Raw genomic sequence first — 13,393 nt, forward strand, 5'->3', positions numbered from 1 at the left:
GTGTTGCCAACGGAGTCGGCGGTGAAGGCGCCGGCAGTGATCAGGCCTTGTTTTTCGCCGGTAACCGACATGTACGCGGGTGTTGCCATGGGGTGTGCTCCTTGCTGAATCGTTGGGTGCGCCGATAGGTGATATCACCCAAGAGGCGGCCAATGGCCATCAATTAGCATGCCAACTTTTTCAAAGCTTTATAAACCGGGGGCTTGGTAAGTTTTCTTCGCAGATGCGGCGAAAATTCCCGCTGAATTCGTCGAAAAGTGCGCAAGAAGTTGCGCAGTACTGCGCAACTTCTTGCGCACTTGGCTGTAGGCCTTGATCGGCAAGGCCTGTAGCGGTTTTTAACCTGGTTTTATTACGGACAACTGCGCAACTTCTTGCGCAGTTGCGAAACGCCCGTTCAATACATCGGAGCAACAGAACCTCGCCATAAACGCCTCAACGGGCCGACACACCTCATTTGGAACCCATGGGCTATCCTGCTGCCCACTTAAAGGTATCGACCGTTTCAGAAAGGAGGTTTGAATGCGTACCCTCGAATTGGCTGGCGTGCAGGTTCCGGTGATCGGCCAGGGCACCTGGCGCATGGGCGAAGACCGCTCGGCGCACACGCGTGAAGTCGCGGCCCTGCGCAGTGGCATCGAACTGGGCATGACCCTGATCGACACCGCCGAAATGTACGCCGAGGGCGGTGCCGAAACCGTGGTCGGTGAAGCCATCGCCGGCCTGCGCGATCAAGTGTTCCTGGTGAGCAAGGTCTACCCGCACAACGCCAGTCGCAAAGGCATTCCCCAGGCTTGCGAACGCAGTCTGCGTCGGCTCGACACCGATTACATCGACCTCTATCTGCTGCATTGGCGCGGCCAGTATCCGCTGGAAGAAACCGTCGAGGCCTTCGAGCGTCTGCGCGAGGACGGCAAGATCGGCCGCTGGGGCGTGTCGAACTTCGACGTCGGCGATCTTGAAGAACTGTCGAATTCGGCCTGCGCGACCAATCAGGTGCTGTACAACCTGGAAGAGCGCGGCATCGAATTCGACCTGCTGCCGTTGTGTCAGCAACAGCGCATGCCACTGATGGCGTACTGCCCGATCGGCCAGGGCGGCGCGATGCTCGCGGAAACCGTGCTGAAACAGATTGCCGTTCGTCACGGCGTGACCCCGGCACAGGTTTCGCTGGCGTGGATTCTGCGTCAGGATGGGGTGATTGCGATTCCCAAGGCAGTGCGTCCGGAACATGTGCAGCTCAATGCACAAGCGGCGCAGCTACAGCTCGATGCCGGGGATCTGGCGGCGCTGGACCAGGCGTTTCACGCGCCACAACGCAAGCAGCGGCTGGCCATGGTCTGAGCCACCGCCGACGGGCAGAGGGCTTCGCCATGAGAAGCACTGATCAGTACGACCCGTTCAACCTGCAACGATTTGTCCTGGCCCAGGACCCGGTGTTCGAACGGGTGCAACGCGAACTCGACGAGGGCCGCAAGCGCAGCCACTGGATGTGGTTTGTGTTTCCGCAGTTCGCCGGGCTCGGGGGCAGCGAGATGTCCCGGCGCTTTGCCATCGGCTCGGCCGGGGAAGCCAAGGCTTATCTGGCCCATGAGCTGCTCGGCGCCCGGCTGCGCACCTGCGCGCAACTGGTGCTGAACGTGCAGCAGCGTTCGATTGCCGAGATTTTCGGCCATCCGGACGACCTGAAATTCCACTCATCGATGACCCTGTTCGCCCAGTTCGCCGACGAAAACAGCCTCTGGCATCAAGCGCTGGAGCGTTATTTCCACGGCATTCAGGACGAATGGACCCTGCAACTGCTGGACTCAAAACAAGCCCAGTTGCCCCCCGATCAGGGTTGAGAAATCGTCGTCGACAAACGGCAGAATCGCATCCGCCACCGGTTGCAGCTGGCGGGTGATGTAGTGGTCGTAGTCGATGGCCGCGCGGCGCACTTCCAGCGGCTCGGGGCCGGCCAGGGTGATCACATAGCTGATCCAGCCGCCGTTCTGGTATTGCCGCGGGCGACCGTGCTGCGCGTTGTAGTCGTCGGCCAGCCGTGCGGCGCGCACGTGGGGCGGCACGTTGCGTTCGTAGTCGTCGAGGGTTCGGCGCAGGCGCTTGCGGTAAACCAGTCGCTCGTCGAACTCGCCGGCCAGGGTCTTGCGCACGTATTCGCGCACGTAATCCTGATACGGTTTGCGCTGGAAGATCCGCTCGTACAACTCCTGCTGAAATTGCCGGGCCAGCAGCGACCAGTCGGTGCGCACGGTTTCCAGGCCTTTGTAGACCATTTCTTCTCTGCCGTCGGCGCGGGTCACCAGGCCGGCGTAGCGCTTTTTGCTGCCCTCCTCGGCGCCGCGAATGGTCGGCATCAGGAAGCGTTTGTAGTGGGTTTCAAACTGCAATTCGAGGGCGCTTTCCAGCCCGTACTGCTCACGCACATGCTCGCGCCACCACTCGTTGACGTACTGCACCAGCGCCCGGCCGATGGTCGCCGCCTCTTCCTGACCGTGGGGGCGACGCAGCCAGACGAACGTCGAGTCGGTGTCGCCATAAATCACCGCATGCCCCTGAGCCTCGATCAACTGCCGGGTACGCAGCATGATTTCGTGGCCGCGCAGGGTGATCGATGACGCCAGCCGCGTATCGAAAAACCGGCAACCGCTGGAACCCAGCACGCCGTAAAAGGCGTTCATGATGATCTTCAGCGCCTGGGACAGCGGCGCGTTGTGTTCACGCTTGGCGGTCTCGCGGCCCTCGGCGACCCGGGCGACGATGGACGGCAGGCAATGCCGGGTGCGGGAGAAACGAGCGCCGCGAAAACCCGGCACCGAATCGCTGTCGTCAGGATGCTGCAAGCCTTCGATCAACCCCACCGGATCGATCAGGAACGTACGGATGATCGACGGATAAAGACTCTTGTAGTCGAGCACCAGCACCGATTCGTACAGCCCCGGTTGCGAATCCATGACAAATCCGCCGGGGCTCGCCTGCGGTGGATTGGTGCCAAGGTTCGGCGCCACAAAACCCTGGCGGTGCATCAACGGCATGTACAGGTGGGTGAACGCGGCCACCGAACCACCGCTGCGATCCGCCGGCAGGCCGGTGACGCTGGCGCGTTCCAGCAAAAACTTCAGCAACTCGGTCTTGGCGAAGATCCGCGTGACCAGTTCGCAGTCCTTGAGGTTGTAATTGGCCAGCGCCGGTTTGTCCTCGGCGAACATCCGGTTGATTTCGTCCATGCGCTGGTACGGGTTGTCGATCGACTTGCCTTCGCCGAGCAGGGTCTGGGCGACGTTTTCCAGACTGAACGAGGGGAAACTCCAGGTTGCCGAGCGCAGGGATTCGATGCCATCGATGATCAGCCGCCCCGCCGCTGCCGCGAAGTAATGAGTGCGGCTGCCGTGTTCGCGCCACTGCATTTCCTCACCGCCGCGCCCGAGCTTGAGCGGCACGCCAAGGCGTCGGGCGTGCTCGTGGAGGATGCGCAGGTCGAACTGCACGAGGTTCCAGCCGATGATCGCGTCGGGGTCGTGGCGGGCGAACCAGTCGTTGAGTTTCTTCAGGATCAGTGTGCGCGATTCGCAGTACTCAAGGTCGAAGTCGACAATGCTGTCATCTCCGTTCGGCGTGCCAAGCATGTACACCTGCCGTTCGCCGCAGCCTTCCAGCGCGATGGAATACAGCTCGCCCTGCTCGGTGGTTTCGATGTCCAGCGAGACCAGTCGCAGTTTCGGTCGATAGTCGGGCGAAGGCTTGAGGTGGGCGTCGAGCAGCACACCGTCGGCATCGGGTGTGCCGCTGAACCACACCGGCGCAGTGATGAAACGCTCCATCAGGTAACGCTCGGGCGGTCGCACATCAGCTTCGAAGACATCGACACTGTGACGGTTGAGCGCCGTTTCCAGGCGCATCAACTGGCCGTGTTGCTGGCAATACAGCCCGAGCACCGGGCGATGCTCGAAATCCTGCAGGGCCAGAGGGCGCAGTTCGACGTTCTTTTCGTCCGCCAGCACCCGCTCGGCCTGCTCACGCTGCGCCGCCGGGATGAACGCCACCGACGGCTGATGCGGCAGGCGCACACGGCGCGGCCCGGCGTCGGTCGCCAGCCAGAACTCGACTTCGGTGCCGGCCGGGGTGTCGCGCCAATGCCGGGTCAGGACGAAGCCCTGCTGTAAATCCACCACTGCGACCTCAAGAATTGATTCAGAAAGGCATTCTACGCGGCATTGCAGCAACCGGTGGCACAGGCCTCGCAACGAAAAAACCCGCCAAATGACGTTTTTTGCGTGTTATCTGCCGTTTTGCGGCCTTGCTCTGCGCGCCTGCGTCTACGATGCTTGGAGAACAACGACAACACCTGAGTAACCACCATGAAAACCGTCGCCCAGCTGCTCAAGCTCAAAGATCAGAAAAATCAGGAAGTGCACCAGATCAAACCCGATCACATGGTGCTCGAAGCGCTGATGAAGATGGCCGAGAAAAACGTCGGCGCCTTGCTCGTGGTGGAGGACGATAAAGTGGTGGGCATCATCAGCGAACGCGATTACGCGCGCAAACTGGTGCTGCACGGGCGCTCCTCGGTAGGCACGCCGGTACGCGACATCATGGTCGCAAACGTGATCACGGTGGACACCCACCAGACCGTCGACACCTGCCTGAGCATCATGTCCGACAAACGCCTGCGCCACTTGCCGGTGGTGGAAAACGGCAAGCTGCTGGGCCTGCTGTCGATCGGCGACCTGGTCAAGGAAGCGATTGCCGAACAGGCCGAGCTGATCAAACAGCTGGAGCAGTACATTCGCGGGGAGTGATCGGCCGAAGTCTCAAGAAGGCCAATGTCGCGCAAAGACCGGCGCCAGTACCGGGTGCCGGTCAATGCGTTGCAGCCATGCATAAAACCCCGGCCGGGCCTGGCGCAGGTGTTCGCGGGTGCCGGCCCAGCGCGTCACCACTGCCGCCAATACATCCAGTGCTCCCGGTGTTTCATCGTCCAGGTACAGCTCGGCGGAAAACTGGTCGGCGAACACTTCCCACATCCAGTGCAATCGCTCCCGCGCGCCCGCCATCAGGTTCTGTCGCGATGCTTCGTCCGGCATCACCAGCCAACGCTCGGGGTAATCGATGACACCGATGGCCACGTAGCAATTGTTGACGATGTACACCAGACCGCGAATCGCCTGATCACGATCGGCTGCGTTGGCCGGCAACAAACCGGACGCGGGAAAGCTCAACCCCAGGTGAATCAGGATCGCCGCGCTTTCAGTGAGCGCACTGCCATCGGGTAGTTGCAAAGTCGGAATCTGCTTGAGCGGATTGAGCCTGGCCAGTTCCTGCGCCGCTTCGGCGCTGGCTTCGATGTCGATGAAGCGATAAGCGATCTGGCACAGCTCGAGCGCCGCCTCGATGGCCGCCGCCCCTGAATTGCGATGTCCGTAGAGCTGATACATATCCCCTCCTCCACTGCGAAAGGCATCCTGCCTGGCCCTATTTATAGCTGTTGTATCGAATTTGGCACGGATTGCGCATTCATCGGCAGCTTGCGAATCCCTGATCTCGCAAAACAGCGCTGGCGGTGCCCATCCCGCACCAAGAGCAATCAACGAACGCTATCCGCGTTCTTGTAAGGTGCGATACCGAACCAAAAGTTCGCGTATCCGAGCTGGCAACAAGGAGTTCACCGCGTGAATCTTCATCTGCTGCGCCATTCTCTTCTCTCCGTACCCCTGTACCTGCGCGGTGTTCGTCCTCCGAACAGTCCGTGCATTCCTTTTATTACCTGAACGCCAGCACTATTTATTTTTTAAATAGCATGCAAGAAGTCATTGCGTGCGCGCTGCATTAATGAACGCCAGAAAATATTGTTCGACAATAACTTCCAGACAGCACACCGCTACAACTTTTACTGTTCGGCATTAATGTTCGGAGCGCACCAAAACTGCACTTTCAGTCAATACACCGCTCAAGCGGAACGACCGACTTTACTTAAACAAGAACAAGGAACATCACCTGTGACCCGCTAAAACACTGACCCGCACCAAATCAGTCCGCCACGCACCATCACGCGCCCTGGCTGACACGAGAACAGCCGCTCTATCTCGCTGAACAGCGTGATACCGCGCCCGGCCTGTCTCGCCTTGAAAAAAGCCCTGCAAACAGGGCCTTCGGGAGGTTATGCGCCCATGAAAACCGGCGTGCTTGATGAAATTTATATAAATGCGACATACGTATCAGTCGAGAAATAAACACTACACAATGGGTCACTCTTTGGCACAGCGGTTGCTATTGCATCAATCATGAGGGCAAGAATGAGACAAGCCACTCAATTGCACACTCACTCATAAAAGAACAGCCACGGACCGGGTCAATGAACAATCGAAGTCGATGTTACTGAAGCAATAAGCTGCACAAGCCCTGTTCAATAGATAGTTCAACTATCGGCTTCTGCACACCTGTATGAAAGTTGCGACCACTCACTCGAACAACGCTGTGTTGTTCGAACGGCACCTTATTGCCCTTCATCCACCCGAGGGAGCTTTAATGAACGATGCGGTAAAGCACAGAACGCCGCCGGGGCCATTACGGAACGCACCACTTGCGTCTGTGGCGGGTCGGCCCGTCTATAAGGCCAACACTTCGCAGCCCGGCGGCCTGAACAAACAGCAGATGCTGTTGCTGGTGGCGGTGTCGGCGTTGATACACGGCGGCGTCTGGTGGTTTTTCCAGCAGGCCAGGGCCGAGCCGTTGCCCACGCCACCGGAAATTCCGGAAATGACCGTCGAGCTCACCAGCCCGACACCTCCGGCCCCGCCGACACCGGAGCCGCCGCCCCCACCGCCGCCTCCCGAACCGGAACAACCGGTGGAAGACGAGGACGCGGTCAAGCCACCGCCCAAACCGGTGGAGAAACCCAAGCCGATCGAAAAACAGAAACCGGTCGAGAAACCCAAACCGGTGAAAAAGGTCGAGCCGCCGAAAGCGCCACCCGCCCCTGCGCAACCGGCAGCGCCTGCCGCCCCGGCCACCCCGAGCGCGCCTCCGGCACCTGCGGCGGCACCGGGCCCTGTGAAAGAGTCGGCGGCGATTTCCGGCCTCGCCAGCCTTGGCAACCCGCCGCCGGAATACCCGTCGCTGGCCCTGCGGCGCAACTGGGAAGGCAGCGTGGTGCTGCGGATTCAGGTGCTGGCCAACGGTCGCGCAGGCTCGGTGACGGTGACCAAATCCAGCGGCAAGCCGCAACTGGATGACGCAGCGGTCGCGGCGGTGAAGGCCTGGAAGTTCATTCCGGCCAAACGCGGCGACACGCCGATCGACGGCTTCGCCACCCAGACCATCGATTTCAAATTGCCGCAATGACGGCGCGACAACCGAACTCACAACCGATTAACGCAAGCGAGGTGTAGCCATGAACGATTCTTTGTCTTCGATGATTGTCCCCGGCGTGCTCTGGGGGCTGGTGCTGTTTTCCGTGGTCAGTTGGGCAATCCTGCTGGTCAAGTCGGCGCAATACCTGCGCCAGAAAACCCAGAACAGACAGTTCAGCAAAGCCTTCTGGGGCGCGCCGGATCTGCTGACCGCCGCCGAACACGCCAGTCAATATCCGGGCTCGCTGGCGCGGATCGCCAGCAGCGGTTTCGAAGCCCTGCTGGTGGAAGAATCCCCCCGCACCACCCAGCAACTGGCGCACACCATCAACCGCTCCGACCGACTGGAGCGCAACCTGCGCCAGCAGATCCAGAAGGAACGCCGCTCGCTGGAAAACGGCCAGGCGATCCTCGCCAGCATCGGCAGCACCGCGCCGTTCATTGGCCTGTTCGGTACCGTGTGGGGAATCATGGAAGCCCTGCAAAGCATCGGCGCCAGCGGATCGGCCAGCCTGGAAACCGTGGCCGGGCCCATCGGCCACGCGCTGATCGCCACCGGCGTGGGGATTGCCGTCGCGGTGCCGGCAGTGCTGATTTACAACTTCTTCCTGCGGCGCCTGAAGCTGGCCTCGGCGGACATGGATGACTTCGCCCACGACTTCGACGCCCTCGCCTCGCGCAGTGCGTTTTCCATCAGCCGCCAGGCCATCGCCAAGTCCACGGCCGCCGTGCGGGAGGCCAGCTGATGTCCTTTTCCACTCAAGACAGCGATGAAGTGCTCAGCGAAATGAACGTCACGCCGCTGGTGGACGTAATGCTCGTGCTGCTGGTGGTGTTCATCGTCACCGCGCCGCTGATGACCAATGCGATCAAGGTCAACCTGCCGAAAACCGACGCCGTCGCCCCCGCAGAAAAGAAAGACCCGGTGGTGGTCAGCGTCGATCAGGACGGCAAATTCTTCCTGGCCAAGACCGAGCTGGCGCCGGAATCACTGGAGGCCAGCCTCAAGGAGGTCAAGGCCAGGGACGCCGAGGTGCGCGTGCAGCTGCAGGCCGACTCCGCCGTGAATTACGGCCAGGTAGCCAAAGCCATGGCGTCCATCGAGCGCTCGGGCATCACCAAAATATCGGTGATGACCACCCGCTGACGGCGGTGCCGGGCACGCTGTGAGGGACGCGCCCGACACCGTTCGTTGAATCCCGTCGCAATCGGCCGACCGAAAAAACGCACCGCGTCTTCGGAGGGGATCGGCTTGCTTGAAGAAAGTGGTTTTCGCGGCGCGGCACCACCGTGCTCCGTGCAAAGAGGGCTCACAAGGCCATTTCGATAAACGTCTAACAAAGTCGGAAACAACCATGCTGATGAACACTCCACGCTTCACGCTCAAACCCTTGGTGGCGACGATTTCCCGCCACCGTTTCGTTCCGTTGTACCTGGTGGCCATGGGGATGGGCGCCGGGGTTCAGGCTGCCGAGGACGACAACAACGTCCCGGCCGCCGCTGCGGTGGTCGCGCCGACCACGCAACTGCAACGGGTCGAAGTGACCGGTTCGGCGATCCGTCGGGTCGATGCGGAAACGGCGGTGCCGATCACTGTGCTCAAGGCCGAGGAACTGCGCAAACAGGGCGTGACCACCACCGCCGAACTGGTGCAGCGCATCACCGGCAGCCAGTCGATCAACAACAGCGCAGGCTCGGTCGGCGCGGCCACCGGCGGCGCATCGTTCGCCGACATGCGCGGCATCGGCGCGAACAAGACGCTGGTGCTGCTCAACGGTCGCCGGCTGGCGAACAACGCCCTGTCGGGCACCAACTCGGCCGGCGGCGCGGTGGATCTGAACATGATCCCGTTTGCCGCGATCGAGCGCGTGGAGGTGCTGCGCGACGGCGCCTCGGCCCTGTACGGCACCGACGCCATCGGCGGCGTGATCAACTTCATCACCAAGAAATCCATGACCGACGGTCAGCTCACCCTCGGCGGCGAAACCCCGACCCACAGCGGCGGCGGTGCGACCAAGGACATGAGCGCCAGTTGGGGTTACGGCGACCTGGAGCAGGACCGCTTCAACGTGCTCGGCGTGTTCAACTACAACAAGCAGCAGAACCTCGACGCCAACGACCGCTCCTTCGCCCGCGACTACGTGCCCGGCCGTGGCCTGGACCAGACCTCCGGCACCGCGTTCCCCGGCAATTACAGCCAGAACGGCAATGCCACCAACCCGCTGGCCAACAGCAATTGCAACGGCCCCAACCTGGTGGCCCGTGACGGCCTCTGCCGCTTCAGCACCCGCGAATACATCGACCTGGTGCCGCAGACCGAGAAGACCTCGTTCTTCGGCAAGACCACCGGCAAACTGGCCGATGATCACAACGTCAACCTCGAATACTTCTGGTCGCGCAACAACAACGCCACCGCTGTCGGCCCGGCGCCATTGACCGGCCTGAGCCTGGATTCGTCCTCGCCCTACTACCCCGGCAACGGCATCACCCCGGCGCCCACCGGCTTCGCCCTCGACCCGACGCAACCGGTGGATGTGAACTGGCGCGAAACGGCTGCCGGCCCGCGCGAATCGAAAGACCAGAACACCAGTCAGCGCTTCCTGCTGAGCTTCGACGGTCTGGTTGGCGGCTGGGACTACAACGTTGGCGCCTCCTACAACCAGAACAAGATCGTCTCCAGCGTCACCAGCGGCTACGTCAGCGATCAAGCGATGATCAGCGGTCTGGCCAGCGGTCTGCTCAACCCGTTCGGACCGCAGAGCAGCGCCGGTCAGCAATACATCGATCAGGCCATGTACCACGGCGCCTATTCCACGGCGGTCGGTCGGGTCGCCGGTTTCGACGGGCGGATCAGCCGCGAAATCGGTGACTGGTTCGGTGCCGGCCCGTCGGGTCTGGCGCTGGGCGGCGAGTACCGCAAAGAGAAATTCCACCAGGACTTCGAGCCGTTCGCCGGCGACATCCAGAGCCTGGGCATCGACCCGGCCGGCAGCGTTGAAGGCGACCGCAGCGTGAAAGCCGCCTACGCGGAAATCAACGTGCCGGTGCTCGACAGCCTGGAACTGTCCGCCGCCGTACGTCACGACAAATACAGCGACTTCGGCAGCACCACCAACCCGAAATATTCGTTCCGCTATCAGCCGCTCAAGGAGCTGGTAGTACGCGGCGCCTACAGCGAAGGTTTCCGCGCGCCGTCGCTGTATGAGTTGTATTCGCCGCGCAGCATCACCTACACCCAGGGCTACTACAACGACCCGGTGCTGTGTACCGGCGGTGTCGTGCAACCGGGCGGCAACGGCGGGCGCGATTGCGGTCAGCAGTTCCTCAACCAGATCGGCGGCAACGAAGACCTGGCCCCGGAGAAAGCCCGCAACGTGACGCTGGGCTTCGTCTATCAGCCGGTCAGCAATCTGTCCGTGGGCCTGGATTTCTGGTGGATTCATATTTCCAACCAGATCCAGCCGTTCCCGGAATCCACCGTGTTCGATCAGGCTGGCAGCTACCCCGACCGCTTCGTGCGCAACGCCGACGGCACGCTCAATTACATCGTCACCGGCAACGCCAACCTCGGCATCGTCGAAACCAACGGCGTCGATGTGTCGCTGGACTATCGCTTCCCGAACACACCGTACGGTCAGTTCGGTCTGGGCCTGCAAGGCACCTATGTCGACGAGTACGACTTTCAGAGCACCATCAAGGGCCCGTTCACCGACAAAGTCGGCGACTTCAAGGGCGACGGTGTGATTGCCCGCTGGAAACACAACCTGACCGGTTCCTGGACCTTCGGCGCGGCCCGTGCGGCGCTGACCAACCGCTTCACCACCGGCTACAACGACTACGACCGCGAGACCAACGCGCGGGTCGCGTCGTATTCGGTGTGGGACCTGTCGGCCGGTTACACCTTCGACAAGGTGCTGGACGTGGATGCCGGGGTGAAGAACCTGTTCGACCGCGATCCGCCGTTCTCCAACCAGGCCTACAACTTCCAGAGCGGTTATGACCCGCGCTACACCGATCCGCTGGGCCGCACGCTGTTTGCGCGCATGACGTACCACTTCTGAGTCACGGTCGGGGCCGAGCAAGACTCCGGCCGGCCCCCTCCCCTTGCGAATTCGCATCCCGCAGCGGCCAGCCGCCGCTTCGGGTTTTTCCGGCTCAGAGGAACGACTTCATGACATTCATGCGCAACATGGCCGGCTTGCTGCTCGGCAGCGCGCTGCTGTGCAACGCGGCATCTGCGCTGGCCGGCGGCAGCTACGCGATGACGGTGTACGGCGAGGCGCCGAAATACCCCGCCGGCTTTCACCACTTCGATTTCGTCAATCCCGACGCCCCGAAGGGCGGCTCGCTCAGCCGCGCCTCGATGGAAATCGGTCAGTACAACTACATCACCCCGTATGCCGATCAGGGCATTTCCGTGGTGCAGGTCAACGACTGGGTGTATTCGCCGCTGGCGTTCCGTTCGCTGGACGAGCCCTACACCGTCTACGGCCTGGTGGCGCAATCCATGGAGCGCGATCCCGGCGGTCTGTGGGTGCGTTTCAACCTGAACCCCAAGGCGCGTTTCGCCGATGGCACACCGATCACCGCCGAGGACGTGCGCTACACCTTCGAGCTGTTGATGACCAAGGGCAGCCTGAATTATCGCCAGCAATACGCCGACGTGCAGGACGTGCTGATCGAAGCTCCGCGACAGATTCGCTTCACCTTCAAGAACAACCTCAACCGCACGCTGGCGCTGGATCTGGCGTCGCTGCGACCGGTGCCCGAACACTGGTGGAAGACCCGCGACTTCGCCAACGGCGGCGGTTTCGAACCCCCGCTGGGCAGCGGCCCGTACCGTGTCAGCAAGGTCGACGCCGGGCGCAGCATCGGTTTCCAGCGCGATCCGCACTGGTGGGGCAAAGACCTGCCGGTCAGTCGCGGGATGTACAACTTCGACAGCCTGACCGTGAATTTCTACGGCGACACCGACGTCGCCCGGCAACTGCTGCAGGCCGGCGCGTTCGACTACAACCGCGAGTTTTCCTCGTCTGGCTACGTGGTCGGCTACGACAGTCCGGCCCTGCGCGACGGACGCCTGCAACAGGCGATTCTCGCCCCGGACAAACCGACCAGCGCCCAGGGTTTTGTGTTCAACCTGCAGAACCCGCGGTTCAAGGATCGCCGCGTGCGTCAGGCGCTGAGCCTGCTGTGGGATTTCGAGTGGACCAACAAGCAGATGATGCGCGGCTTCTACGTGCGCCAGAACAGCTACTGGCCGAAGAGTGAAATGGCCGCCACCGCCCTGCCCGACGCCGGCGAACTGGCGATCCTCGAACCGCTGCGCGGACAGATTCCGGACGAGGTTTTCAGCCGGGTCTATCAGGCGCCGAAAACCGATGGCAGCGGCTACATCCGCGACAAGCAGTTGCAGGCCCTGAAGTTGTTGGCCGAGGCCGGATGGACGCCGAAAAACAATCGGCTGGTGAACGCCGCCGGCGAGCCATTCGAATTCACCTTCCTCGACGGCCAGGGCGGTTTCGACCGCATGCTGCTGCCGTACAAACGCACCCTGGCGCAGATCGGCATCACCCTGAATCTGCGACGCATCGATTCGGCGCAGTACATCAACCGGCTCAACGCCCGGGACTACGACATGATCGTCACCAGTTTCCCGCGCAGCGGCGATCCGATCGTCTCGCCGGGCCGCGAGTTGTACAGCCTGTACGCCTCGCAGAGCGCCACGCAGGTTGGCAGTTCCAATTCCATGGTGCTGGCTGATCCGGCAGTGGACCAACTGATCGATGGCCTGGTGCAGGCCAATACCCGCGACGCCATGGTGCGTTACGCCCGCGCCCTCGACCGGGTACTGCAATGGGGTGACTACATGATTCCCAACTACTACTCCAAAGGCACGCCGACGGTGTATCAGAACCGCTTCGGCATGCCGCCGGTGCAGCCGATCTACAGCGAAGGCCTCGACACCTGGTGGGAGGTCTCGACCAAGCCGCTGACCAACCCGCAAATGAGTGCCTTGCACCCACTCGCGGGGGGCCAGTGAC

At 61.8% G+C, this 13,393-nt stretch carries 10 protein-coding genes and 1 pseudogene; 8 read left to right on the plus strand and 3 right to left on the minus strand.

Features of this window, described 5'->3' with window-relative positions:
- A pseudogene (locus AC1RMX_RS23845) lies at positions 1-89 on the minus strand (Hcp family type VI secretion system effector); the annotation flags it as partial.
- Between the two features lie 433 nt (positions 90-522).
- Between AC1RMX_RS23845 and AC1RMX_RS23850 the strand changes: the two are divergent.
- Both AC1RMX_RS23850 and AC1RMX_RS23855 read left to right on the plus strand, forming a co-directional pair.
- Positions 523-1,344: an aldo/keto reductase gene (locus tag AC1RMX_RS23850; RefSeq protein WP_493066576.1), complete on the plus strand. Its 822-nt coding sequence runs from the start codon at positions 523-525 to the stop codon at positions 1,342-1,344.
- Positions 1,345-1,373: 29 nt separating this feature from the next.
- Positions 1,374-1,844: a DUF1810 domain-containing protein gene (locus tag AC1RMX_RS23855; protein WP_096823054.1), complete on the plus strand. Its 471-nt coding sequence runs from the start codon at positions 1,374-1,376 to the stop codon at positions 1,842-1,844.
- Here the strand turns inward: AC1RMX_RS23855 and AC1RMX_RS23860 are convergent.
- Positions 1,809-4,169 carry a DNA polymerase II gene (locus AC1RMX_RS23860; RefSeq protein WP_493073164.1) on the minus strand — a complete coding sequence of 787 codons (2,361 nt, stop codon included), beginning with the start codon at positions 4,167-4,169 and terminating at the stop codon, positions 1,809-1,811. The two genes, AC1RMX_RS23855 and AC1RMX_RS23860, sit on opposite strands and share 36 nt — an antisense overlap.
- Before the next feature lie 189 nt (positions 4,170-4,358).
- Here AC1RMX_RS23860 and AC1RMX_RS23865 point away from each other — a divergent pair, with 189 nt between their 5' ends.
- Entirely contained in the window at positions 4,359-4,799 is a 441-nt protein-coding gene (locus AC1RMX_RS23865; RefSeq protein ID WP_096823056.1) for a CBS domain-containing protein, read from the plus strand.
- Between the two features lie 12 nt (positions 4,800-4,811).
- Here AC1RMX_RS23865 and AC1RMX_RS23870 read toward each other — a convergent pair whose 3' ends face one another.
- Positions 4,812-5,435, minus strand: coding sequence for a glutathione S-transferase N-terminal domain-containing protein (locus tag AC1RMX_RS23870; RefSeq protein ID WP_192558495.1), 624 nt, complete (start codon positions 5,433-5,435; stop codon positions 4,812-4,814).
- A gap of 1,090 nt (positions 5,436-6,525) precedes the next feature.
- Here AC1RMX_RS23870 and AC1RMX_RS23875 point away from each other — a divergent pair.
- From AC1RMX_RS23875 to AC1RMX_RS23895, 5 genes are all read left to right on the plus strand, one after another.
- A complete protein-coding gene (locus tag AC1RMX_RS23875) occupies positions 6,526-7,341 on the plus strand; it encodes an energy transducer TonB (protein ID WP_493073165.1) in 816 nt (271 codons plus the stop codon).
- A 49-nt stretch (positions 7,342-7,390) separates the two neighbouring features.
- Positions 7,391-8,095, plus strand: coding sequence for a MotA/TolQ/ExbB proton channel family protein (locus AC1RMX_RS23880; RefSeq protein WP_007959058.1), 705 nt, complete (start codon positions 7,391-7,393; stop codon positions 8,093-8,095).
- On the plus strand, positions 8,095-8,496 hold the full coding sequence (locus AC1RMX_RS23885) for an ExbD/TolR family protein (RefSeq protein ID WP_085703293.1): 402 nt from the start codon (positions 8,095-8,097) through the stop codon (positions 8,494-8,496). Before AC1RMX_RS23880 ends, AC1RMX_RS23885 begins: the two co-directional genes overlap by 1 nt.
- Positions 8,497-8,704: 208 nt before the next feature.
- Positions 8,705-11,410, plus strand: coding sequence for a TonB-dependent receptor (locus tag AC1RMX_RS23890; RefSeq protein WP_493073167.1), 2,706 nt, complete (start codon positions 8,705-8,707; stop codon positions 11,408-11,410).
- A 110-nt stretch (positions 11,411-11,520) separates the two neighbouring features.
- Positions 11,521-13,392, plus strand: a complete 1,872-nt coding sequence (locus tag AC1RMX_RS23895; RefSeq protein WP_493073168.1) for an extracellular solute-binding protein — start codon at positions 11,521-11,523, stop codon at positions 13,390-13,392.
- The last annotated feature ends 1 nt before the right edge of the window (position 13,393 follow it).

Source organism: Pseudomonas sp. GW822-FHT03F04 (genome assembly GCF_058801405.1).